This is a genomic window from Thauera sp. ZXT1-4 (assembly GCF_052598215.2).
Genome location: NZ_JBQWSN020000010.1, coordinates 118,803 through 141,202 on the forward strand (window position 1 = coordinate 118,803; position 22,400 = coordinate 141,202).

General features: G+C 66.5%; 23 protein-coding genes and 1 tRNA gene. 9 read left to right on the forward strand and 15 right to left on the reverse strand.

What is annotated here, in order from left to right; genetic code table 11:
* Positions 1–104 precede the first annotated feature (104 nt).
* From dusB to hemF, 6 genes are all read left to right on the forward strand, one after another.
* Positions 105–1,148, forward strand: a complete 1,044-nt coding sequence (gene dusB, locus ACUH78_RS10125; protein ID WP_445333383.1) for a tRNA dihydrouridine synthase DusB — start codon at positions 105–107, stop codon at positions 1,146–1,148.
* Positions 1,145–1,384, forward strand: coding sequence for a helix-turn-helix domain-containing protein (locus ACUH78_RS10130; protein ID WP_418364897.1), 240 nt, complete (start codon positions 1,145–1,147; stop codon positions 1,382–1,384). The genes dusB and ACUH78_RS10130 overlap by 4 nt, the downstream gene beginning before the upstream one ends.
* Positions 1,385–1,466: 82 nt before the next feature.
* Entirely contained in the window at positions 1,467–3,056 is a 1,590-nt protein-coding gene (gene purH, locus ACUH78_RS10135; protein WP_445333380.1) for a bifunctional phosphoribosylaminoimidazolecarboxamide formyltransferase/IMP cyclohydrolase, read from the forward strand.
* A 34-nt stretch (positions 3,057–3,090) separates the two neighbouring features.
* Positions 3,091–4,368 carry a phosphoribosylamine--glycine ligase gene (purD, locus tag ACUH78_RS10140; protein WP_418364895.1) on the forward strand — a complete coding sequence of 426 codons (1,278 nt, stop codon included), beginning with the start codon at positions 3,091–3,093 and terminating at the stop codon, positions 4,366–4,368.
* A 142-nt stretch (positions 4,369–4,510) separates the two neighbouring features.
* A complete protein-coding gene (locus ACUH78_RS10145; RefSeq protein ID WP_435749692.1) occupies positions 4,511–4,843 on the forward strand; it encodes a YegP family protein in 333 nt (110 codons plus the stop codon).
* Positions 4,844–4,849: 6 nt separating this feature from the next.
* Positions 4,850–5,761: an oxygen-dependent coproporphyrinogen oxidase gene (hemF, locus tag ACUH78_RS10150; protein WP_418364893.1), complete on the forward strand. Its 912-nt coding sequence runs from the start codon at positions 4,850–4,852 to the stop codon at positions 5,759–5,761.
* Positions 5,762–5,905: 144 nt separating this feature from the next.
* On the opposite strand, the gene ACUH78_RS10155 is transcribed toward hemF, so the two are convergent.
* The 4 genes from ACUH78_RS10155 to hemC all read right to left on the reverse strand — a co-directional run bounded on the left by ACUH78_RS10155 (position 5,906) and on the right by hemC (position 10,393).
* Positions 5,906–7,105 (reverse strand): heme biosynthesis HemY N-terminal domain-containing protein, encoded by a 1,200-nt coding sequence (locus tag ACUH78_RS10155; protein ID WP_418364892.1) that lies wholly within the window; start codon positions 7,103–7,105, stop codon positions 5,906–5,908.
* Positions 7,106–7,115: 10 nt separating this feature from the next.
* Positions 7,116–8,510: a uroporphyrinogen-III C-methyltransferase gene (locus ACUH78_RS10160; protein WP_418364891.1), complete on the reverse strand. Its 1,395-nt coding sequence runs from the start codon at positions 8,508–8,510 to the stop codon at positions 7,116–7,118.
* A gap of 120 nt (positions 8,511–8,630) precedes the next feature.
* The gene (locus ACUH78_RS10165; RefSeq protein ID WP_418364999.1) at positions 8,631–9,365 is read right to left on the reverse strand and encodes a uroporphyrinogen-III synthase; all 735 of its coding nucleotides are present in this window, start codon (positions 9,363–9,365) and stop codon (positions 8,631–8,633) included.
* 95 nt (positions 9,366–9,460) lie between these two features.
* Entirely contained in the window at positions 9,461–10,393 is a 933-nt protein-coding gene (gene hemC / locus ACUH78_RS10170; RefSeq protein ID WP_418364890.1) for a hydroxymethylbilane synthase, read from the reverse strand.
* Positions 10,394–10,422: 29 nt separating this feature from the next.
* Here hemC and ACUH78_RS10175 point away from each other — a divergent pair, with 29 nt between their 5' ends.
* Complete coding sequence (locus ACUH78_RS10175) at positions 10,423–10,941, forward strand: thioredoxin fold domain-containing protein (RefSeq protein ID WP_435749695.1); 519 nt, start codon at positions 10,423–10,425, stop codon at positions 10,939–10,941.
* Between the two features lie 29 nt (positions 10,942–10,970).
* Here ACUH78_RS10175 and ACUH78_RS10180 read toward each other — a convergent pair whose 3' ends face one another.
* Positions 10,971–11,762, reverse strand: a complete 792-nt coding sequence (locus tag ACUH78_RS10180) for a LytR/AlgR family response regulator transcription factor (RefSeq protein ID WP_418364888.1) — start codon at positions 11,760–11,762, stop codon at positions 10,971–10,973.
* A complete protein-coding gene (locus ACUH78_RS10185) occupies positions 11,762–12,847 on the reverse strand; it encodes a sensor histidine kinase (protein WP_445333381.1) in 1,086 nt (361 codons plus the stop codon). The genes ACUH78_RS10180 and ACUH78_RS10185 overlap by 1 nt, the downstream gene beginning before the upstream one ends.
* An 83-nt stretch (positions 12,848–12,930) precedes the next feature.
* Here ACUH78_RS10185 and argH point away from each other — a divergent pair, with 83 nt between their 5' ends.
* On the forward strand, positions 12,931–14,397 hold the full coding sequence (gene argH / locus ACUH78_RS10190; RefSeq protein ID WP_418364886.1) for an argininosuccinate lyase: 1,467 nt from the start codon (positions 12,931–12,933) through the stop codon (positions 14,395–14,397).
* A 51-nt stretch (positions 14,398–14,448) separates the two neighbouring features.
* Positions 14,449–15,369, forward strand: coding sequence for a fructosamine kinase family protein (locus ACUH78_RS10195; RefSeq protein ID WP_418364885.1), 921 nt, complete (start codon positions 14,449–14,451; stop codon positions 15,367–15,369).
* 4 nt (positions 15,370–15,373) lie between these two features.
* Here the strand turns inward: ACUH78_RS10195 and ACUH78_RS10200 are convergent, their stop codons facing one another.
* The 9 genes from ACUH78_RS10200 to ACUH78_RS10240 form a co-directional block, all read right to left on the reverse strand.
* Complete coding sequence (locus ACUH78_RS10200) at positions 15,374–16,462, reverse strand: nucleotidyltransferase domain-containing protein (RefSeq protein WP_418364884.1); 1,089 nt, start codon at positions 16,460–16,462, stop codon at positions 15,374–15,376.
* Positions 16,455–17,342, reverse strand: a complete 888-nt coding sequence (locus ACUH78_RS10205; RefSeq protein WP_418364883.1) for an HprK-related kinase A — start codon at positions 17,340–17,342, stop codon at positions 16,455–16,457. Before ACUH78_RS10205 ends, ACUH78_RS10200 begins: the two co-directional genes overlap by 8 nt.
* Positions 17,343–17,401: 59 nt before the next feature.
* The gene (locus ACUH78_RS10210; protein ID WP_418364882.1) at positions 17,402–17,632 is read right to left on the reverse strand and encodes an HPr-rel-A system PqqD family peptide chaperone; all 231 of its coding nucleotides are present in this window, start codon (positions 17,630–17,632) and stop codon (positions 17,402–17,404) included.
* A gap of 30 nt (positions 17,633–17,662) precedes the next feature.
* Positions 17,663–18,178 (reverse strand): hypothetical protein, encoded by a 516-nt coding sequence (locus tag ACUH78_RS10215; RefSeq protein WP_418364881.1) that lies wholly within the window; start codon positions 18,176–18,178, stop codon positions 17,663–17,665.
* Between the two features lie 240 nt (positions 18,179–18,418).
* A complete protein-coding gene (grxD, locus tag ACUH78_RS10220; protein WP_418364880.1) occupies positions 18,419–18,754 on the reverse strand; it encodes a Grx4 family monothiol glutaredoxin in 336 nt (111 codons plus the stop codon).
* Positions 18,755–18,816: 62 nt separating this feature from the next.
* Complete coding sequence (prmC, locus tag ACUH78_RS10225; RefSeq protein ID WP_418364879.1) at positions 18,817–19,677, reverse strand: peptide chain release factor N(5)-glutamine methyltransferase; 861 nt, start codon at positions 19,675–19,677, stop codon at positions 18,817–18,819.
* Positions 19,677–20,756 (reverse strand): peptide chain release factor 1, encoded by a 1,080-nt coding sequence (gene prfA, locus ACUH78_RS10230; RefSeq protein ID WP_445333382.1) that lies wholly within the window; start codon positions 20,754–20,756, stop codon positions 19,677–19,679. The genes prmC and prfA overlap by 1 nt, the downstream gene beginning before the upstream one ends.
* A gap of 58 nt (positions 20,757–20,814) precedes the next feature.
* Positions 20,815–22,071: a glutamyl-tRNA reductase gene (gene hemA / locus ACUH78_RS10235; RefSeq protein ID WP_418364877.1), complete on the reverse strand. Its 1,257-nt coding sequence runs from the start codon at positions 22,069–22,071 to the stop codon at positions 20,815–20,817.
* Between the two features lie 141 nt (positions 22,072–22,212).
* Positions 22,213–22,288 (reverse strand) — tRNA-Phe (locus ACUH78_RS10240).
* Positions 22,289–22,400: the final 112 nt, after the last annotated feature.

Consider the following 22,400-nt stretch of genomic DNA (forward strand, 5'->3'; position numbering starts at 1 on the left):
CGCACGGTGGGTTGCATGCATGCAACGGCCTTCGCGCCCAAGGGCCTGAGCGATGGGGTAAAATGCCGCCCTTTCCCCTGTCCGCTCCCCAGCCCGTCCCCGCCATGCAGTTTGCCGGCTTCACCTTGCGCAACAATCTGTTCGTCGCCCCCATGGCCGGCGTGACGGATCGACCCTTCCGCCAGTTGTGCAAGAAGCTGGGCGCAGGCGTAGCCGTGTCCGAGATGGTCACTTCCAACTCGCTGCTGTACGGCAGCGAGAAGACCCGCCGTCGCGCCGACCACACCGGCGAGGTGGATCCGATCTCGGTACAGATTGCAGGCGCCGACCCGGCGATGATGGCCGAGGCGGCAAAGTACAACGCCGACCGGGGCGCGCAAATCATCGACATCAACATGGGCTGCCCGGCCAAGAAGGTGTGCAACGTGATGGCGGGCTCGGCGCTGATGCAGGACGAGCCGCTCGTGGCGCGCATCCTCGAAGCGGTGGTCCGGGCCGTGCCGGACACCCCGGTCACACTCAAGTTTCGCACCGGCTGGAACCGCGCAAACAGGAACGCCCCCACGATTGCCCGCATCGCCGAACAATCCGGCATCCGCGCGATCGCCATTCATGGCCGCACGCGCGCCGACCAGTACATGGGCGAGGCCGAGTACGACACGATCGCCCACGTCAAGACCCTGGTGAGGATCCCGGTGATTGCCAACGGCGACATCACCAGCCCGCAAAAGGCGAAGCACGTGCTCGACTACACGGGCGCGGATGGCGTCATGATCGGGCGCGCGGCGCAGGGCCGGCCGTGGATCTTCCGCGAGATCGAGCACTACCTCACGACCGGCGAGTTGCTGCCCGCGCCGTTGGTGAGCGAGATCCTCCAGGTCTGCCGCGAGCATGTCGCCGATCTCTACGCCTTCTACGGCGAAGACCGGGGTGTGAAGATCGCCCGCAAGCACATCTCCTGGTACACCAAGGGACTGGTCGGATCGGCCGCGTTCCGGCGTACGATGAACCAGATCCCGGACGTTCCCGCTCAGCTCGCGGCGGTGGACGACTTCTTCGGCCAACTCGCCGAAGCCGACGCGCGCCTGAGCTACGAGCACGACCAGGACGACGCCCCCGCCGAATATCCGCAGGAACTCGCCGCATGACCAGTCGCAGCAACGAAATCGCCGACGCCGTCGTCCGCACGCTGGACCAGTATTTCCGCGACCTGGACGGAGAACGGCCGGCCGCCATCCACGACATGGTGATCCGCAATGTCGAACGTCCGATGCTGGCGTTCGTCCTCGAGCGTGCCAACGGCAACCAGACGGTCGCTGCCGATATGCTTGGCATCAACCGCAACACCCTGCGACGCAAGCTCAACGACTACGAGCTGCTTTGAGCGACGCCGGGCACCGCCCGCCTTCCTCGACGGTGTTTCCGCCCGACCTTTCCTTTCCGACCTTCGCCTCAGGCCCCCAAAGATGAACGTGTCCCAAGCCCTGATCAGTGTTTCCGACAAGACCGGCGTGCTCGACTTCGCTCGCGAACTCTCCTCTCTCGGCATCAAGCTGCTGTCGACCGGAGGCACCGCCAGCCTGCTGCGCGAAGCCGGCCTGCCGGTGACCGATGTCTCCGAGCACACCGGCTTCCCCGAAATGCTTGACGGCCGGGTCAAGACGCTGCACCCGAAGGTGCACGGCGGCATCCTCGCCCGTCGCGACCTGTCCGAGCACATGGACACGATTGCCGCACACGACATCGGCCGTATCGACCTGGTCGTGGTGAACCTCTACCCCTTCCAGCAGACCGTGGCCAAGCCCGACTGTTCGCTGGAAGACGCGATCGAGAACATCGACATCGGCGGCCCGACGATGGTCCGCGCCGCAGCCAAGAATCACGGCAACGAGCAGGGTGGCGTGGGCATCGTCACCGACCCCGAGGACTACGGCTGCATCGTCGAGGAGCTCAAGTCCAACGCCGGCAAGCTCAGCCACAAGACCCGCTTCGGGCTCGCGGTGAAGGCCTTCACCCACACTGCGCGCTACGACTCGGCGATCTCCAACTACCTCACCGCGCTGGTCAGCAACGAAGCCGGCGACGTATCGCTGCAGACCTACCCCGAGCGCCTGCAACTGGCCTTCGACAAGGTGCAGGACCTGCGCTACGGCGAGAATCCGCACCAGACCGCAGCCTTCTACCGCCAGCCCGGCGCGGCCGACGGCGGCGTCGCCGGCTACACCCAGCTGCAGGGCAAGGAGTTGTCGTACAACAACATCGCCGACGCCGACGCAGCCTGGGAATGCGTCAAGGCCTTCGACGGCCCGGCCGCCGCCTGCGTCATCGTCAAGCACGCCAACCCCTGTGGCGTAGCCGTCGCAGCCAGCCCGCTCGAGGCCTACAAGAAGGCCTTCTCCACCGACCCGACCTCGGCCTTCGGCGGCATCATCGCCTTCAACGGCGAAGTGGACCGCGCCGCAGCCGAGGCGGTGTCGGCACAGTTCCTCGAAGTGCTGATCGCGCCTGCCTACGCCGCCGACGCGCTCGAATTGCTCGCCAGCAAAAAGAACGTGCGCGTGCTCACCTGTCCGCTCGGGCAGCCCGCGGGCGCCTTCGACTACAAGCGTGTGGGTGGTGGCCTGCTGGTGCAGAGCGCGGACGAAGCGCGCATCCAGATCGTCGACCTCAAGGTCGTCACGCAGCGCGCCCCCTCCGATACCGAGATGCGCGACATGCTGTTCGCCTGGCGCGTGGCCAAGTACGTCAAGTCCAACGCCATCGTGTATTGCAAGGACGGCATGACCATCGGCGTCGGCGCCGGCCAGATGAGCCGGGTCGACTCCGCCCGCATCGCCAAGATCAAGGCGGAGAACGCCGGCCTCCAGATCGGTGGCTGCGTGGTGGCCTCGGACGCCTTCTTCCCCTTCCGCGATGGCCTCGACGTGCTCGCCCAGGCCGGTGCCACCGCGGTGATCCAGCCCGGCGGCTCGGTGCGCGACGAGGAGGTGATCGCCGCGGCCGACGAGCAGGGCATCGCCATGGTGTTGACCGGCTACCGGCACTTCCGCCACTGAGCACGACCGTCCCCGCAGAGAATCGGAGCAGCCCATGAAAGTCCTCGTCATCGGTTCCGGCGGCCGCGAACACGCGCTGGCCTGGAAATTCGCCCAGTCGCCCAAGGTCACCCGCGTGCTGGTGGCGCCGGGCAACCCCGGCACCGCGAGCGAGCCGAAGCTGCAGAACGCACCGGTCACCGACATCCCGGTGCTGGTGGAGCTGGCGAAGCGCGAGCAGGTGGCGTTCACCGTAGTCGGCCCCGAAGCGCCGCTTGCAGCGGGCGTGGTGGACGCCTTCCGCGCGGCCGGCCTGCCGATCTTCGGCCCGACCAAGGCCGCAGCGCAGCTCGAGAGCTCCAAGGACTTCGCCAAGCAGTTCCTGATCCGCCACAACATCCCGACCGCAAAATACCGCACCTTCTCCGATGCGGCCGCGGCCCATGCCTACATCGATGCCGAGGGTGCGCCGATCGTGATCAAGGCCGACGGCCTTGCTGCGGGCAAGGGCGTGGTGGTGGCGATGAGCGCCGAAGAGGCGCATGGCGCGATCGACATGATGCTGCTGGATAACCGCATGGGCAATGCGGGTGCCCGGGTGGTGATCGAAGAGTTCATGGAGGGTGAGGAGGCGAGCTTCATCGTCATGGCCGACGGCCGGAATGCGCTCGCACTCGCCACCAGTCAGGACCACAAGCGCCTGAAGGACGGGGACGAAGGCCCGAACACGGGCGGCATGGGCGCCTACTCGCCTGCGCCGGTCGTGACCCCGGACGTGCATGCGCGCGTGATGCGCGAGGTCATCAATCCGACCCTTGCGGGCATGGCCGCAGACGGCCTGCCCTACACCGGCTTCCTCTACGCCGGCCTGATGATCGACGGCGAGGGGCGTCCGCGCGTGGTGGAGTTCAACTGCCGCATGGGCGACCCCGAAACCCAGCCGATCATGATGCGCCTGAAGACCGACCTCTCCGACCTGATCGAAGCCGCGATCGCAGGCAAGCTGGATCAGATCGAAGCGGAATGGGACCGGCGCTTCGCGCTCGGCGTGGTGCTCGCCGCTGCCGGCTACCCGGAGAGTCCGCGCAAGGGCGATCCGATCGCAGGGCTGCCGGCCGGCGAGATCGAGGATGCACACGTCTTTCACGCCGGCACGGCAATGCAGGACGGCAAGATCGTCACCGCCGGCGGCCGCGTGCTGTGCGTGACCGCACTCGGCGACAACGTGCGCACTGCACAGAAACGCGCCTACGAACTTGCGGACGCCATCACCTTTGACGGTCGCCAGTACCGTCGTGACATCGGCCATCGCGCACTCACCCGCAAGAACTGAATTTCCCGGAGCGGGGAATCCGGGCATCCGAATGCGCACTGCGGCGCCAGCCACGACTGACAAGGTGGGGCGGGCGGGCTATCCTGCTGTCAAGCGTGCGATCCTCGCACGCTTGACCCAGAAACCCGTCAAGGAGGCGCGGATGTCCGTGAAATTCGAGATCACCAAGAACGACAAGGGCGAGTTCCACTTCAAGCTGGTCAATGCCGAGGGCAAGACCCTGTTGCGCAGCGAAGGCTACAACGCCAAGGCAAGCTGCACCAACGGCGTCGAGTCCGTGCGCAAGAACGCCGCTGAAGACAAGCGCTACGAGGCATGTACCGCCTCGGACGGTCGCCCTTATTTCAATCTCAAGGCGAGCAACGGCCAGATCATCGGCACCAGCCCGATGTTCGCGGACGCAGCCGCCTGCGATGCGGCTATCGCCGCAACCAAGGCCGGCGCCGCCGATGCATCGGTCGACGACAAGAGCTGAGACGCAATGACTAATCCCGCCATCATCAAACCCTGGTTCACCGATCTTCAGCAGCGCATCGTCCGCCGGCTCGAAGCCTTCGACGGCAAGCCTTTCAGGGCGGACGGCTGGGAGCGCCCGGGCGGTGGTGGCGGGCTCACCCGCGTCATCGAGGAGGGAGACTTCTTTGAACGTGCCGGAGTGAATTTCTCGCATGTGATGGGCGACGGCATGCCGGCCTCGGCCACCGCACACCGTCCCGAACTGGCCGGTCGCCGCTTCGAGGCCATGGGCGTCTCGCTCGTGCTGCACCCCCGCAACCCCTACTGCCCGACCGCGCACATGAACGTGCGTTTCTTCGTCGCGCTGGCCGACGGAAGACCGCCGGTGTGGTGGTTCGGCGGCGGGATGGACCTGACACCTTACTACGCCTTCGAGGAAGACGTCCGTCACTTCCACGCCACCTGCAAACGGGCGGTGCTGCCCTTCGGCGGCGAGGCCGAATACGCCCGCCTGAAGGACTGGTGCGACCGCTACTTCTTTCTCAAGCACCGCAACGAAGCGCGCGGTGTCGGCGGCCTGTTCTTCGACGACCTGGGCGCCGACGGTTGCACGGATTTCGACACCGCCTTCGGCCTCACCCAGGCGGTCGGGAATGCGTTCGAGTACGCCTACCTGCCCATCGTCGAGCGACGCAAGGACATGCCCTATGGCGAGCGCGAGCGCGATTTCCTCGCCTACCGCAGGGGGCGCTATGTCGAATTCAACCTGGTCTTCGACCGCGGCACCCTGTTCGGGCTGCAGTCAGGCGGGCGCACCGAATCCATCCTGATGTCCATGCCCCCGATGGTGAAATGGCGCTACGACTGGAAGCCCGAGCCCGGTTCGCCCGAGGCCGAGCTGTACGAAAAATACCTGAGCCCGCGCGACTGGGCCTGAGCGGCCGCACAACCGGCCCTCTGGCAGCTGCGCGAACACCCCCGAACCCCCCCGAACACCCCCGAACTCGTGCGCATCCGGCGGAATGAAAAACGCCCCGCAAGATTCCTCGCGGGGCGTTTTCATTCCGGCCAGCAGGAATCCTCAGACGCCTGCGCCGACCGCTACCCACTCGGCTGCAGCCCGGTAGTGCCGTTGGGCATCGGCCGGACGCTCCAGGGTTTCGAACAGATGCGCGAGCGCAAGATGGGTGTCCACCTCGGGTTGAATACCCAGCGAGGCCTCGAGGTAGCTCTGCGCCTTACCCCAGAGTTCGGTGCGACGGCAGAGTTGCCCCAGCGCGAAGAGCAGGCCCGCATCCTTGGGCTGCTGCTCCAGCCAGGACTCCGCCTTGTGCAGACAGGCATGCGCGTCATCGAGCGTACCCGTGCAGCAATCCGCATACAGGCGCGCCAGCCCGCTATCCCACTGCTCGTCCAGCAGCCGCTCCGCCTGCTTGCGCACGCGCGCGGCAAAACCGGCCTTCGCCATGAGCGGCAGCGCCTCCTCGACCAGGCCCCGATCCTCGAGCTCCTCTGCGGGAATATCGAGCCAGTAGCGCTCCAGCGTCGCCGGATCGCTCGCCAGAATCTGCCGCATGCGCCCAACATGCGCACTGCGCAGCCCCGGTGCAGCCTGCTCGGGCGTAAGCGCCTTGTGCTTGCGCAACTGGCGCAGCGTATGAATCAGGTCGTCCCACTGGCCGAGCGCAAGCTGAACCTCCGACTCCAGGCGGAGCATGGCGATGTGCTTGTGGCCACGCTCCCGCAGTTGGGCGAGCCGTGCCCCCGCCGCCTCGAAATCGCGGCTCAGGATCGCCAACTCGGCCTCCGTCATCAGGCAGGCGACCTCGCTCTCCTTTCCGCCCTCCGCTGCATGGCCAAGCCATTCCTGGTAACGGGGCTGATCCTGCAGCGCGTGCGCGGCACGGGCCGCCACCAGCGCCGCCATCGGGGATCCCTCACTTGCCGCGTATGCATTCGACGCCGACTTAAGTGACTGCGAATAGCGGCCTTCGAACAGCGCGCTCATCGCGGCATTCAAGGCACGGTCAGCCTTCTGCCGGCGGCGGCGCTCACGCCACTGCGCGACCCTGGCCGGCAGCGACAGCGTGCGCGTGACCACGCGCAGCAGAATGTGTACCAGCGCCACGCCCACCACCAGGAGCACGATGAACAGGTTGAGGGAAATCTGCGCCCGCCAGGGCGACAGGACCACGAGGACGTAGCCATCATTCACGCCGGCGACCATCGCCACGCCGACGGCGACGGCGAAGATCGCGATAAGCCAGATCAGTGCGCGCATCGCCCCGTCCTCATTCGCTGGCCGCAGGCGCGGGCACGGGTTCTTCGGCAGGCTTGTCGGCGGCTCCGTCCGCAGCCTCGCCCGTCCCTGCAGCAGCATCCGCAGCGCCCGCTGCCTCGCCGTTCGGCACCAGGCCGTCGGTGGCTGGGGCGGATTCGGGCTCAGGCGCCTCCGACGCTGCAGACGCGGCCTCCGTTTCGACCTCATCCGCAGGCGCGGCGGCGGCCTTGGGGGGTTCAACCGGTTGCGGCGGACGGCCCGCGCGTACCTGCAGGTTGCGCAGCGCAGTGAATGTTTCGCTCAGATCGGGCGGCGTGTAGCGAATCTTCACTGCGCCAAGCGCCTGGAGTTCGCTAAGCACCAGCTTGACGCGCTCGTCGCCCTGGTCGAAGAAACGCTCGACCCAGCCGCGCGCCTGCGCGAGGTCGGTCTCGTAGGTGCGTCCATCACGTGCCAGCAGTGCAAGCCGTGCAGTGAGCAGGCGCAGCTTGAGATTTTCGCGCAGGAAGCTGCTCTGCTCCGGGGCGAGCAGTACCGGCTCCTTGCCGTCCATGCGCTCGACGCGGATCACGGTACGCACCTCGTGCCACACGTCTGCAGCCACGGCCTGCGAAAAGCGCCAAGCCTTCTCCACCCAGCCAACGAAGCCGCCGCTCTGGGCGGGCCCAAGGTCGGCACCCACAGCGGCATCCGCCGACAGGGGGCGCTCGAAGGCAAGCGGCATCGCGTCGGCATGCTCAAGCAGGCGCTCGAGGCGGATGCTGAGCCCCGAGACGTCCAGCGCGGGCAGCAGGCGCAACTCGTCGATGTCACCCCCCAGCGCGCGACGCAAAGCCGAGAGTTGGCCACGGTCATGCAGCGCGAGCCGAGCCTCTGCTTCCTGCAAGGCGATCAGCGCGGCCTCCACGTTACCGGCGATCTGGAGTTGCTGTGCGGCGAGCGCGACGGCCTGTTCGACCTCCGCCACTACCCCTTCCTCGCGGCTGCGGGAGAGTTCCTGGTACATGGCCTGGAGCGCCTCAGCCTGCCCCTCGGTCACTTCGACCTTGGATTCGAGGGCGCCCAGCTTGCCCTGCAGCGAAGCGATGACTTCCTGCTGCTGGCGCACGATGCCCCGCGCTTCGGAGGCCACCGATTCGCCTTCCGAGAGGCGCTTGGCGAGTTCTTCGCGCAGCGTGACGGCCTGCGCCTGCGTATCGCGCACCTGCCAGATCGACCAGCCGGCGCCGCCGACGGCCACCACCGCAACCAGCAAGGCCCACCAGCCCAACGTGCTGCGTCCGCGTTCAGGCTGAGTGTCTTCGCTTACTGCAGGTTCCGCCGGGGGCGGTACGGCAGGGACGTCCCCGGCTGGGGCCTGCTCGCCATCCGGCTGCTGGCGCGCACCTTCCGACTGCTCCGGCACGCGGTTTTCGGGAAGGTCTCGGGTCTCTCCCGGAGAGGATCTTTCAGCGTCCTCGGCCGACGCTTGCTGAGACGCTGGCGGCTGAGTCAGGGCGGGGATCTCTTCTTTCATGGTCCAAGTTTAGCCAAAGTGGTTCACGAGCGTCTGCATCAGACCGTCGTCGCCCGCCGGCGTCTCCACCACGTGGGTGAAGCCTGCCTCCCGGGCCTGCGCAACGATGCGCGGGTGCGATGCAAATACGGTTACTGCACACAGGGCGGCCAGACCATCGGCGCCCAGCATCTGACGAAGGTTGCGCACGCCCTCGCTGCTGGTAAGCAGCAGGCCGTCCACCTCTCCGCGCGCTACCGGATCGAGCAGTTGCGCGGGATCATTGTCGGGACAGAATCTTCGGTAACAGGTGACATATTCCACGCTTGCGCCCCGTTCACGCAAGGTGTCCGCGAGCAATTCACGCCCCCCGTCCCCACGCAGGATCAGAACCCTGCGCCCGGCGACCGCCTGCGCGGAGAACTCCGGCAGGGCGATCACTGCCTCGCTGTCGAATCCGTGCTGCGGCGCAATGATCTGCTCGAAGCCATAGCCGCGCAGCACGCGCTCGCTGCCCTTGCCCACCGTCGCCACGCCGAGCGTGCGAGGCCAGGCACGGCGCGCCAGCACGAACTGCATCGCGTGATGAACGGCATTGGGGCTTACGAAGAAGGCGAGATCGAACTCGTCCAGGCGCGGAACGATCGCCTCGAGCGGCGCAGAATCAAGCGCGGGACCGACGGCAATGACGGGAAACAGCAGCGCGTTGCCGCCGAGGGCACGAATGCGCTCACACAGGCTGCCCGCCTGTTCGCGCGGGCGCATCACCACGAGCGTGCGTCCCGCCAGGGAACCTGCGAGGTCCGGAACGGCGGAGACGTCAGCGGTTGGGGGCATCATCGCACGTCTCCGAAGGCCGCTTAGCCGATATCGGCAAGGATGGCTTCGGCGCCTTGCGCGCGCAGCTCTTCAGCCAGCGCGCGACCTAGCACCGCAGCGTCTGCCGGCGCGCCCTCGCGCTCGGCACGCACGATCTCGCTGCCGTCGGGACGCGCGACAAAGCCGCGCAGCCACAGGCGCCCCGCACGCATGATCGCGTAGGCACCGAGCGGAACCTCGCAGCTGCCGGCCAGCGCGCGGGCAACCGCGCGCTCGGCCACCACGCAGGCGGTGGTCTCGGCATCGACCAGCGGCTGCAGCCACTCGATCACGTCGGCGCGCGCGGCTAGACACTCGATGCCCAGCGCGCCCTGCCCCGCGGCAGGCAGCGAAACCTCCGCCGGCATCACCGAGCGGATGCGCTCGCCCATGCCCAGACGGGTCAGGCCTGCAGCAGCCAGGATGATTGCGTCGTACTGGCCTTCGTCGAGCTTGCGCAGGCGGGTGTCGAGGTTGCCACGCAGACTGGTCACGCCGAGGAACGGGTATTGCGCGTGGATCTGCGACTCGCGGCGCAGGGACGAGGTCCCGACCACCGCCCCCGGAGGCATGTCGGCCAGGCTCTCGTAGCGGTTCGAGACGAAAGCATCGAGCGGCACTTCTCGCGCGCAGATGCAGGGCAGCGCGAACTCGGCCCCCATCTCCATCGGCACGTCCTTCATTGAATGCACTGCGATGTCGGCCCGACCGTCGAGCAGGGCGGTTTCGAGCTCCTTGACGAACAAACCCTTGCCGCCGACCTTGGCCAGGGGACGGTCCAGGATCTGGTCACCCCGCGTCGTCATGCCGAGCAGTTCGACCTGGCAGCCAGGATACAATGCCTCGAGCCGGGCCTTGATGTGCTCGGCCTGCCACAGGGCGAGACGGCTTTCACGGGTGGCGATGACGATGCGCTCGGGGCTTTTCTGGCTCACGATGGATACTTACCTGACAGGATGGGTTCATGCGGACAACACCTGGACACCGTCCCGGAGCAGCATCCGGGCTGGCATCGTTGGTGCGTGCGTTCGGCGGCATTCTAGCATGCGTGCCGATCGCGCTCTCGGCCGCCGGCACGGGCCTGACCGGCGCCCTGGATCTGGCGGGTGACGCAGCGGCGATGCGCGCTGCGAAGATGCCGATGGTCGTGCTCTTCAGCCAGGCAGGATGCACGTATTGCGACGCTGCGCGCACCTACCTGGTGCCGATGGCACAAGACCCCGCCAACACCGGCCGCACCCTCTTCCGGCAGATTGACATCGACTCGGACGTCCCGCTCAGCGACTTCGCCGGACGCAAAACCACCCATCGCAAGCTCGCCAGAACACTGGGGGGTCGCTTCACACCGACCGTAGTCGTGCTCGACGCCGATGGCCGCCTCCTCGCCGAGCCCATCATCGGCATGCGCCTGGCGGACTTCTACGGACAGTACGTCGAGAACGCGGTCGATGAAGCGCGCGCACGCCTTGCAGCACGCCCCTGAGCCTGCCACGCGGGCCGGCAGCGCGCACACTACAGGCCGAGCGCCTGGCGGACGTGTGGCCACTGCCGCCGGCTGACCGACAGGCGTTCATCCACGCCTTTGAGGATCACCTCCCAGTGCGCATCGCTGCTCTCGTGATCGCCTGCGCGCTCGACACCCTGCACGGCTTCACGCGCAACGAGGCAGTTGCGGTGCAAGCGCAGGAAACGCTGAGGAAACTCCTCCTCCAGATGCACCAGCGATTCATCCAACAGATATTCGCGCTCACAGGTGCGCGCTGTCACGTATTTCAGCTCGGCACGAAAATACAGGACATCGCCCACCGGCAGCAGCAGGATGCGCCCGCGCTCACTGACGCTGAAATGACGCCGCTCGCCCGGCGCCATGGCCGCCAGCGCGTTGTCGTCGGGCACGCTGCGCCGGACCTCGACCTTGGCGAGCGCCGCTGCAAGCCGCTCTGCCCGCACCGGCTTAAGCAGGTAATCGACTGCGGCCAGCTCGAAGGCCTCGACCGCGTATTGGTCGTAGGCAGTCACGAAGATCACTGCCGGCGGCGCCTCCAGCCGCGCGAGATGGCGGGCCAGTTCCACACCGTCCATGACCGGCATGCGGATGTCCGCCAGCACCACGTCGGCCGGCGCGTCCTCGAAGAGGCGCAGCGCCTCCTCGCCATTGGCGGCCATCCCGACGATGCGGGTCGGGTGCGGACCGGAAATGTCGCCGAGCAGGTCGCGCAGGCGGGTGCGCGCAGGCGCCTCGTCATCGACGATCAGTACGCGCAGCGCCGCAAGAATCGGCGTATCCATGCTCATTGTCTGCATCAGTCCCTCGTCCGATAAGGCAGTTGGATGCGCACACGATAGCGCCCGCCGCTCTGCTCGATCTCGAGCCCCGCCTCAAGATCGTAGAACAGGGTCAGCCGCTCACGGATGTTGTCGAGCGCCATGCGGTTCCCGGCATGATGGCGCACCGCATCGCACACCGGGTTATCCACCTCCAGGCGCAGCATCTCACCGCGCCGGGCGATGCGTACCACCACCTCGCCCGCTTCGGTCGAGGGCTCGATACCGTGGTAGACGGCATTCTCGACCAAGGGCTGGAGCAACAGCGGAGGCACCCGCGCGCGCAGCAAGGCCTCTCTACCCTCCGAGCCGGGGCCAGCATCGAGGGCCGCGCCATGCCGAACACCCTCCGCATCTGCCCGGGCGCCACCATCGAAAACCCAGCGCACCGTCAGGCGCTCACCCAGGCGCAGGCGCTCGAGATCGACATAGCGCTCACACAGCGCCAGCTCGTCGCCGAGTGGCACACGCTCCCGGTTGTCCTGCATCAGGGCACGAAACAGATCGGCGAGTTCCTCCAGCGCACGCTCGGCGCGGCGCGGATCGGAACGGATGACGCCGAGTACGCCATTGAGACTGTTGAAGAAGAAATGCGGTCGGATGCGTGCAGTGAGCGCCATCAGCCGCGCTTCGGCCAGCGCGGGAGAGTAGCGCCGATTGCGGTAATCAAAATAAAGCAGGGTCGCCGCACTCGCCAGCCAGCTCCACGCTAACGCACGCAGCAGGGTTGCTCCGCCGGCGCCGAGAGGCGGCGCACTGACGACCACCGCAGCGCTGGCCAGGCCGAACACCGCCAGTGGCCCGTAATGCCCCCTGCACTGGTGCAGCCAGGGCGAGAATAGATACAGCAACAGCACCGCAAGCAGCAAGGGCAGCTCGACCCGCCCAGCCATCAGCGCGAGCTGGGCGCCGAGCTGATCGAACTCGTCACCGCGGATTGCCACCGTGAGCAACGCCAGCAGATTCACCACCAGCAGCACACGCAACATCACGCCGAGGTTACGGAAATCGGGCAACCCCGCCACGGCGAGTCTGGAAGGCTTTTGCTTTATACTTTCCGGCATTTCTGTGCGCCGCAAACGCGGCGTTCCCCCTGGCTCCCGGCTGGATGCAACCTGCCGGTCCGATCGTCTTTCGCACCCCCATTATGACAGACACCACGATACCGGCCGCTGGCGAAAACGAACCCGCCAAGGCCTGGTCCGGCCGCTTCACCGAACCCGTCTCCGACCTCGTCAAACGCTACACCGCCAGCGTGTTCTTCGACCAGCGCATGGCCGCACAGGACATCCGCGGATCGCTCGCACACGCGAAGATGCTGGCGAAGCAGGGCATCATCGGCGCGCAGGATCTGGCCGAGATCGAGCGCGGCATGGCCCAGATCGCCGGCGAGATCGAGCGCGGCGAGTTCACCTGGAGCCTCGATGACGAGGACGTCCACCTCAACATCGAGAAGCGCCTCACCACGCTGGTCGGCGACGCGGGCAAGCGCCTGCATACGGGCCGCAGCCGCAACGACCAGGTTGCCACCGACATTCGCCTGTGGCTGCGCGACGCGATCGACCAGATCCTCGCGCTGATCACCGACTTCCAGCGCAATCTGCTGGATCTCGCCGAAGCCCACGCCGGCACGCCGATGCCTGGCTTCACCCACCTGCAGGTGGCGCAGCCGGTGACCTTCGGCCACCACCTGATGGCCTATCTGGAGATGAGCCGGCGCGACGCCGAGCGCTTCGCCGACTGCCGCAAACGCGTCAACCGCCTGCCGCTCGGCAGCGCGGCGCTCGCCGGCACCAGCTACCCGATCGACCGCGAGTTCGTAGCGGCCGAGCTCGGCTTCGACGAGGTCTGCTACAACTCGCTCGACGCGGTGAGCGACCGCGACTTCGCGATCGAATTCTGCTCGGCTTCCGCGCTGCTGATGACGCACTTGTCGCGGCTGTCGGAAGAACTGATCCTGTGGATGAGCCCGCGCGTGGGCTTCATCGATCTCGCCGACCGCTTCTGTACCGGCAGCTCGATCATGCCGCAAAAGAAGAACCCGGACGTTCCCGAGCTGGTGCGCGGCAAGACCGGTCGCGTCAACGGTAGCCTGATCGCCCTGCTCACCCTGATGAAGGGCCAGCCGCTGGCATACAACAAGGACAACCAGGAAGACAAGGAACCACTGTTCGACACCGCAGACACGGTCATCGACACCCTGCGCATCTACGCCGACATGATGGGCAGCCGGATCGAGAACGGCAGCAAGGTGTTCAACGTCCGCGTCAAGCAGGAGGCGATGCAGTCCGCCCTTACCCAGGGCTATGCCACCGCCACCGACTTGGCCGACTACCTGGTGAAGAAGGGCCTGCCTTTCCGCGACGCGCACGAGGCGGTTGCGCTCGCGGTGCGTGCAGCGGACATCAAGGGCTGCGACCTGCCGCAATTCACCCTGGACGAACTGCGCATCGCCATGGCCCACGTGCCGGGCGCCGCAGACCGACTCGGTGAAGACGTGTTCGCCGTGCTGACAGTGGAAGGCTCACTGGCATCGCGCAAGCACGTCGGCGGCACCGCACCCGAGCAGGTGCGTGCCGCGGTGGCCCGCGCGCGTGCCGCGCTCCTTGGCTGAAGACTGCCTGCCACGACCGGCGCAGCCCCGGCCCCGGCACCGTTTCCAGCCATGAGCACGGGCCTCTCCCATCCCGGCCTCCCCGCCATCGAACTGGCGGTGCGGGCAGCGACAGGAAACCGGTTCCACGTCGCCAGCGCGCAGCCGGTGGGTGGCGGCTCCATCCACGCCGCATTCATCGTTCAGGACGCAGGCGGCCAGCGCTACTTCGCAAAACTGGGCGAAACCTGCCACGCGCCAATGTTCGCAGCGGAGGCCGAAGGCCTTGCCGCCATCGCCGCGAGTGACAGCTTCCGCACGCCGGCGGTGGTCGCGTGTGTGAGTGACGAGCGGTGCGCCGTGCTCGTTCTCGAGCACCTCGTGCTACGGCCGCTACAGTCCCCCGAAGACGGCACCCGCTTCGCCGATCTGCTGGTGAAGATGCACCAAAGGCGGGGAGAGCAGTTCGGCTGGGAGCACGACAATTTCATCGGCGCGACACGGCAGGCCAATCCCACACACGACAACTGGGCGCATTTTTTCGCCGAACAGCGTCTGCGCCCGCAGTTCGAGCTTGCGCGCATGAACGGCTTCGGCGGCGATCTGTACCGCCAGGGCGAGCGCCTGATCCCCCGTGTTCCAGCGCTCTTTCTCGACTACCGCCCGCAGGAGAGCCTGCTCCACGGCGATCTCTGGCACGGCAATGCCGCAATGCTGGACGATGGCACCCCCGTGGTATTCGATCCTGCGGTGCATTACGGCGATCGCGAATCGGACCTCGCCATGAGCGAGCTGTTCGGCGGCTTTCCATCGAGCTTCTACGCCGAATACCGCGCGCGATGGCCGCTCCACGAGGACTACGAGCAGCGCAAGCCGCTCTACAGTCTGTACCACCTGCTCAACCACCTGAACCTGTTCGGCAAGGGCTACCTGCGCGAGGCGCTGCGGCTGGCCACGCGGCTGAACGAGGAACTCGCTCGACGCAGGGACTAGGTCTTCAGCCTGTCCGCCGGCTGCGGAGCCGGCGCCAGCCCTTCGCCACGCCATGCCGCAGCAGCAGTCCGGGCGGCATGCGCATGTGGTGGTAACGCAGCCAGGCAAGGCGGCGCGCAAGCGGATCGCCGAGGCGCGGACGTGCCTCGGGCAGACGCGGCAGCAACACGCGCGCCAACATCCAGTCCATGAGCCGACGCGCAGCCGGCGGCGGCGGATCCGGCCAGAGCGCGGCGGGAACCGGGGTGTCGAGCCAGCGCTGGCAGGCCTGCAGCGCATGCCAGAACAGCCGCTGCGCGCCGAACTGCGCCACACGGGCAGCGAGCGCCCGCAGCGTCGCTTGATCCTGCGGCAGAGCACGCAGCATCGCATCGATGTCGAGCAGATCGCGCAGCCGTCCGTCGAGCTCGGTATCCTGAAACAGATGCACCACCGCATGGATGAGCTGATCAAGCGGGTCGAGCACGAAGTAGCGCGAGCCCGGCAGGCTCCGCTTCGCATCCCACAGCGCCATGGGATCGGGCCGGCAGCGACTGGTCACCGGCGCGATCCCATGATGCAGATCCAGCTCCAGCGCATGGCCCTCGGCCTGCATGGGGGGAAGCTCATGGCTCCACTCGCGGTAGTAGCGCAGGTCGTAGGGGTCGGTCACGGTCGAGCGCCAGCCGCCAGCTGCCAGCGCAGCCTCGGCCGCATCGAGCGCATCGCGACGAACCAGCAGGTCGATGTCGGCTGCAAGCCGCCCCTCGGCGAACGCCAGTCCCTGAGCGTGATACGCGGCACCCTTGATCAGCACCACCTCGATCCCGGCAGGCAGGATCCCGTCCAGCGCACGCAGCTCCTGCGCCAGCAGCTGGCGCCGCCAGGCGGCAAAATTCATCGCTGACTGGAGGTGACCACGCGGCGGCTCGGGGAGCGCCCCCCAGCGCGCTGGATCGCTCGCCAGCCGGTGGCCGAGGGTGGCATGCACACGCGCCGCGCGCGCGAGGCGAACCACCCCCTCCCATTCGTGAAGCGCAAGCTCGCGGGCCTTTTCAGGGGTCTGCAGCACCGAGAGCAGCTCTGTCAGACCCGGTGCCTGCATGTCAGCCATCCGCCCCTCCCACCTGCTGGTCCAGCAGCGCATGCACGCACCGCACCGCATCATCCAGGCGTCCATACACGAGCTGATACGCCGGGCAGGCCTCCGCAAGATCCGCCACGGCATCGAAGCCGATACGCCCGAGCAGGCCGTAGTTGAAGCTGTTGAACGCGAGCCGCGTGAACGCCTGCTCCGGCGCCTGCGGCTGCAGTGTCAGCGCAGCCCCCTCGCGCCAGGCCGGAAAGAGGATCAGCCTCGGCTGTGCAGGGCGACGGATCGCCGCGACACTGGCCGCATCCGGCGCCAGGTGCGCCACGTCGCCCTTACGTGTGCCAGGGAAGGTCGGCCCAAGTTCAGCCCCGGGGTGGAAATCACGGATCACCTCGATCGAGGCATTCTTCAGCGCGACGGGCTTGAGCATGGGCAGGAAATCGCCCTCCTGCGGACGCAGTACACCGAATTCGTCCGACAGCAGGCGCAGACCCGACAGCATCAGCGCCGCGGTCAGCGTACTCTTGCCCGAGCCTGGAATGGCAGGCAGCACCACGGCGGCATCACCCCACGCGAGGGCGCCTGCATGCAAAAGCACATACTGGTTGAAACGCTGCGCGAAGCTCCAGTTGAGCCCCCACTCGTAATGAGGTAACGCGTGGCTGGCGGCGAAGGGATCGAAGGGCTGCACGCGATCGATCAGGAAACGCGACTGCGGGCGCAACCAGCGGCGAAGCCCGGCACCAGGCTCGATATCGACGTGGAAATCGACAAAGGGGAACGCATCCCCCAGCGAAAAATGCCGATACACGGATGCGAACGGCCCGCTGAACGCTCCCACTGCGCTGCGCACGCGTACCACACACGCGCCATAGTCCAGGCAGACGCCCTCGCCCCCCAAGCGTTTCTCGACCGACCCGACTCCCGCCGCGGCCCCTGGCCCCGCTCTTCCCGTAGGCGTCATGCGTCAAGCAACCCAATCTCTGCGAGCGCCGCGACCAGCGCGTCGAAATCCTCGCAAGACAGACCAGATTCGCGAGCGAGCTGCTGTTGCAACCGCTCCGGCGTCGCGGCCCCGGACGCAGCGAGTTCACAAACCACTGCTGCAATCGCCGCAAGCTCTTCGGGCAGGAGATGCGTCTGCCAGGTCAGGGAATCGAAGACGACCGCTCCCTCGCCGAGGAAGCGCACTGCCGAGCGCCTTGCCAGCACCGTGCGGGGTCAGGAGAGGATGACGGTATTACTGGCTGGGATGTTTGCCGACGGCATCAGGGAGTTCCAGCACGACGCCCCCGCGACCGGCGCGATGTTGAACTGCGAGGCGTCGAGAACCAAGTCCTGGTCAGGGTAATTCAGCAGCACGTAGTGATACTCCCCTGCCCGCTGCCTGGGCGCATTCGCGCCGTTCGTGTGAACTTCGGCCAGGACAAGGGACGCAGAGCCATTCGACACGACGTACCACTGACTGCCATAGTTGAACCCGATCGAACGCGAACTCTGCCCCTTGATCCGGAACGTCCAGGACTGGAACTGGGCCCGCACCCAACCGTCCCCTGCTGTGCTCACGACAGCCTGCACTGAGCCGGGATCGAAGCGGGCGAGGCTCTTTGCGTCACAGGTCGCGCTCGTGGCGGCAAGCGCCGCGCCGCTCGGCAGCGTAAAGACGACCGGCGCCGCGGCGGCTGACTTGATCAGGCGGCGGCGCTTCTCGTTGCTGGTTTTCTCTGGAGCGGACATAACGAATCTCTCTGCCTTGACTGTTCAGGACTCAGCTTAGTCCTTGCGAGTTCCTTTCGGGCGGTATTTGATCACACCTGCCATTCCATAAGCAAAAAACGCGCCTTGAAGGCGCGCCTTTCGGTCAATCCCTTATCTTTCATCAGCTTGCGCACGCAAGCAAGTTGAAGTCCCGCATCCGGCAATCATCCGATGTAAAAAAAACCGACATGCGGCCGGTTCAACCGCTGCGCTGCCGGGTCAGGCAGCGCCTTCGTCGGCTGCACCCGCGTCCTTCAGCAGTTGCTGCAGTTCACCGCTGTCGTACATCTCGCGCATGATGTCGCTGCCACCGACAAACTCGCCCTTGACGTAGAGCTGCGGGATGGTCGGCCAGTTGGAGTATTCCTTGATGCCCTGGCGGATGTCGTTGTCCGTCAGCACGTTTACGGCAAGCACTTCACGAACGCCACAGTTCCGGAGGATCTGCACCGCGGCGGAGGAGAAGCCGCACTGCGGAAACTGCGGCGAGCCCTTCATGTAGAGCACGACGGCGTTGTTGGTGACCTGATCGCGAATGACGTCCTGAATGTTCATGTTGGGAGCTTCTTAAAGTTGAGTTAACTGCTCGGGAATTCTAGAGAGCGACAAATGGGGCGTCAACCGCCACGCCCCAGCCATCGCCCGCCGCTCGCACGCTCGATGCCTGCGAGATCCTTCCATGAGGCAATGGCGGCGAATCCGGCGTCGGCCAGCAGGCCGCGCACCGCCACGGCCTGATCGTAACCGTGCTCCATGAGCAACCAGCCATCGTCGACCAAGCGCGCCGGCGCGCCTGCGACGATGGTCTGCAGGTCGTCCAGGCCTTGCGGCCCCGAGACCAGCGCACCGTGAGGCTCGAAGCGCACGTCGCCCTGCTCCAGGTGGGGGTCGGCTGCAGCGACATAGGGCGGATTGGCGACGATGAGATCAAACTGCTCCTCTCCCAGCGCACCGAACCAGTCGCTCTGCACGAAGGATACGCTCGCGCCGAGCCTTGCCGCATTGGCCATGGCCACCCACAGCGCCTCGCGGGAACGATCGAGTGCAATCACCTCGGGTGCGTCCATCTCCAGCGCCAGGGTCACTGCCAGCGCGCCGCTGCCCGTACCCATGTCGAGCACGCGCGCACCACTGCGCCCGGCAAGATGGCCGAGTGCGAGCTCGACCAGCAACTCGGTGTCCGGACGGGGAATCAGTACGGCCGGCGTGACCATGAACTCGCGCCCGTAAAACTCGCGCTGCCCGACAAGATAGGCCACCGGCTCGCCCGCGCAGCGCCGCTCGACGAATGCGCGGTACGCCGCCCAGTCCTCCTCGGCAATCCGCTGCTCGGGGAAGGCGACGAGACGGGAGGCTGCGCACTGCAGCACATGGCGCAACAGCACACGCGCATCCATCAGGTCGATCCGTGTGCGCGCCCAAGCAAGGGCGCTTGCGATATCGACCTCATCCTGGCGGGGCTGGGCATCGGCGTGCATCACTCTTCCACCATTGTGGCAAGCAGGCTGGCCTGGTGCTCCAGCGTCAGCGCGTCGACGAGCTCGTCCAACTCGCCCTGCATTACCGCATCGAGCTTGTAGAGGGTGAGGTTGATGCGGTGATCCGTCACGCGTCCCTGCGGGAAGTTGTAGGTGCGGATGCGCTCGGAGCGGTCCCCGCTGCCGACCAGGCTCTTACGCTGCGCAGCCTCGGCGCTCTGCTGCGCACGCACCTTCGCGTCGTAGAGGCGTGCGGCCAGCACGGCCATCGCCTGCGCCTTGTTGCGGTGCTGCGAGCGGTCGTCCTGGCACTCGACGACGATGCCGGTGGGGATGTGGGTGATACGCACCGCGGAGTCGGTCTTGTTGATGTGCTGACCGCCTGCGCCCGAGGCGCGGTATGTATCGATGCGCAGGTCGGCCGGATTGATATCCACTGCCTCGACCTCGTCGGCCTCGGGCAACACCGCAACGGTGCATGCGGAGGTGTGGATGCGGCCCTGCGTTTCGGTGACGGGGATGCGCTGCACACGGTGCCCACCGGATTCGAACTTAAGCTTCGAGTAGGCGCCCGCGCCAACCACGCGGGCGATGACTTCCTTGTAGCCGCCGAGGTCCGATTCGCTGGCCGAGACAATCTCCACCTTCCAGCGCTGGCGCTCGGCATAGCGGCCGTACATGCGCAGCAGATCGCCGGCGAACAGCGCCGCTTCGTCACCGCCGGTACCGGCGCGGATCTCGAGGAAGAGGTTGCGCTCGTCATTGGGGTCGCGCGGCAATAGCGCGCGCTGCAGCGCCAGCTCGAGCGCATCGATGCGCGCCTCTCCACTGGTCAGTTCGGCTTCACCAAGTTCCCGCATTTCGGGGTCGGCAAGCAGCTCACGCGCGGTGGCGCAGTCGCTCTCGGCCTGTCGATAGTCACCGTAGAGCAGCACCACCGGCTCGATCTCCGCGCGCTCGCGCGACCATTCGCGGAAGGCGCCCATGTCCTGCGCCGCATCCTCGGCTGCGAGGGCGCGATCCAGCTCTTCCAGCCGGCGGGTCAGGTGTTCGAGTTTGTCGCGGATGCTCTGCTTCATGAGGACGGACGAAAAGGGCCGCTCCGCCAGCATGCGGCAGAGACGGCAGGCGCCGCGGCTAGTGGTGGTCGCCGGACAGGTTGAACAGCTCGCGCACCACGCGGCCCGCTTCGGCCTTGTGCTCCCCTTCCGCCTGGCTCAGGAAGCGTGTGGGGCCGTGCATCAGCTTGTTGGTGAGACCGTGCGACAAGGCCTCGAGCACGCGCTGCGGATCCTCCCCCTTGGCGAGCAGACGCACCGCGCGCTCGAGTTCGGTCCGCCGCAGTCCCTCGGCGTGCTCGCGCAAGGAACGGATCACCGGCACCGTCTCGCGCGCGGACATCCAGTGAAGGAAGCCATCGACCCGGGTGTCAATGATCTGCTCGGCCTCGATCACCGCCTGCTGGCGCGACTCGATACCCTCTTCAACCACCTGCGCGAGATCGTCCACCGTGTAGAGGAAGATGTCGTCCAGCGCGCCGACCTCCTGCTCGATGTCGCGCGGCACGGCGAGGTCCACCATCACCATCGGGCGGTGGCGGCGCGCCTTGACCGCGCGCTCGACCATGCCGAGACCCACGATCGGCAGCGGCGCTGCAGTACAGGACACGACCACGTCGAAGCGCGGCAGCGCGTCGCCGATCTGATCGATGCGCATGGTGCTCGCACCAAAGCGCGCAGCGAGTGCCTGCGCGCGCTCCTCGGTGCGGTTGGCAACCGTCATGGACTTGGGCTTTGCGCCGCCGAAATGCGCGGCGCAGAGCTCGATCATTTCGCCCGCCCCGATGAAAAGCACGTGCTGATCGGCGACGCGCTCGAAGATGCGCTCCGTGAGATGCACCGCAGCAGCAGCCATAGAAACCGTATTGGCGCCGATCGCGGTGGTTGAGCGCACTTCCTTGGCCACCGCGAAGGTGTTCTGGAACAGCTTGTGCAACAGCACCCCCATGGTGCCCGCCTCTTCGGCGTAGCGTGCCGCATCCTTCACCTGACCGAGGATCTGCGGCTCACCAATCACCATCGAATCGAGTCCGCTCGCCACCCGGAAGACGTGGCGGATCGCGTCGCGCTGCGGATAGGCATACAGGTAGGGGGAGACCTCGACCAGCGGCAGCTGGTGGAAGCGTGCCAGCCAGTCGGCCGCCGTCTGCGGCTGTTCAGCGGCGAAATAGAGCTCGGTGCGATTGCAGGTCGACAGGATCGCAGCCTCTCGCACGGAATCCGCATGCACGAGATCGTGCAGGGCCTGGGCCAGCCGCTCAGGCTGGAACGCAACGCGTTCGCGGATTGCGAGCGGTGCGGTGTGGTGATTCAGGCCGAGGGCGAAGAGTTGCATGCGGGGCTGGAGTCGATCGGAGCGAAGCGGATTATATCACCGCGCCACAGCCCCAAAATTGAGCCGAATCAGCAACTTCAGGAGCGAAACGGAGGCCGCAAAGCAAATGGGCCGACACGAAGTCGGCCCATTCTCGAGTTCTGGTGGCCAGTCGCGGAATCGAACCACGGACACGCGGATTTTCAATCCGCTGCTCTACCAACTGAGCTAACTGGCCAGCGAGATGCGCATTATAGCGGCAGATTCTCCGAAGTCAAAGGGGTCTTTGATCTTTTTGTAGGGAGCACATAAACTGTCCGGACTTGTAGCACGTGATCTGTCCGGTTTCA

What these genes read in the sequence shown, in the direction of transcription:
- ACUH78_RS10145 (WP_435749692.1), top strand. Translation starts at nt 4,511, where the DNA reads ATGTCCGTGAAATTCGAGATCACCAAGAACGACAAGGGCGAGTTCCAC.
- ACUH78_RS10175 (WP_435749695.1), top strand. Translation starts at nt 10,423, where the DNA reads ATGCGGACAACACCTGGACACCGTCCCGGAGCAGCATCCGGGCTGGCA.
- ACUH78_RS10195 (WP_418364885.1), top strand. Translation starts at nt 14,449, where the DNA reads ATGAGCACGGGCCTCTCCCATCCCGGCCTCCCCGCCATCGAACTGGCG.
- ACUH78_RS10155 (WP_418364892.1), bottom strand. Translation starts at nt 7,105, where the DNA reads ATGCGCGCACTGATCTGGCTTATCGCGATCTTCGCCGTCGCCGTCGGC.
- purH (WP_445333380.1), top strand. Translation starts at nt 1,467, where the DNA reads ATGAACGTGTCCCAAGCCCTGATCAGTGTTTCCGACAAGACCGGCGTG.
- ACUH78_RS10165 (WP_418364999.1), bottom strand. Translation starts at nt 9,365, where the DNA reads ATGCGCCCGCGCGAACAGGCGGGCAGCCTGTGTGAGCGCATTCGTGCC.
- ACUH78_RS10180 (WP_418364888.1), bottom strand. Translation starts at nt 11,762, where the DNA reads ATGCAGACAATGAGCATGGATACGCCGATTCTTGCGGCGCTGCGCGTA.
- argH (WP_418364886.1), top strand. Translation starts at nt 12,931, where the DNA reads ATGACAGACACCACGATACCGGCCGCTGGCGAAAACGAACCCGCCAAG.
- hemA (WP_418364877.1), bottom strand. Translation starts at nt 22,071, where the DNA reads ATGCAACTCTTCGCCCTCGGCCTGAATCACCACACCGCACCGCTCGCA.
- ACUH78_RS10215 (WP_418364881.1), bottom strand. Translation starts at nt 18,178, where the DNA reads ATGTCCGCTCCAGAGAAAACCAGCAACGAGAAGCGCCGCCGCCTGATC.
- prmC (WP_418364879.1), bottom strand. Translation starts at nt 19,677, where the DNA reads ATGCACGCCGATGCCCAGCCCCGCCAGGATGAGGTCGATATCGCAAGC.
- prfA (WP_445333382.1), bottom strand. Translation starts at nt 20,756, where the DNA reads ATGAAGCAGAGCATCCGCGACAAACTCGAACACCTGACCCGCCGGCTG.
- purD (WP_418364895.1), top strand. Translation starts at nt 3,091, where the DNA reads ATGAAAGTCCTCGTCATCGGTTCCGGCGGCCGCGAACACGCGCTGGCC.
- ACUH78_RS10130 (WP_418364897.1), top strand. Translation starts at nt 1,145, where the DNA reads ATGACCAGTCGCAGCAACGAAATCGCCGACGCCGTCGTCCGCACGCTG.
- ACUH78_RS10185 (WP_445333381.1), bottom strand. Translation starts at nt 12,847, where the DNA reads ATGCCGGAAAGTATAAAGCAAAAGCCTTCCAGACTCGCCGTGGCGGGG.
- dusB (WP_445333383.1), top strand. Translation starts at nt 105, where the DNA reads ATGCAGTTTGCCGGCTTCACCTTGCGCAACAATCTGTTCGTCGCCCCC.
- grxD (WP_418364880.1), bottom strand. Translation starts at nt 18,754, where the DNA reads ATGAACATTCAGGACGTCATTCGCGATCAGGTCACCAACAACGCCGTC.
- ACUH78_RS10200 (WP_418364884.1), bottom strand. Translation starts at nt 16,462, where the DNA reads ATGGCTGACATGCAGGCACCGGGTCTGACAGAGCTGCTCTCGGTGCTG.
- hemF (WP_418364893.1), top strand. Translation starts at nt 4,850, where the DNA reads ATGACTAATCCCGCCATCATCAAACCCTGGTTCACCGATCTTCAGCAG.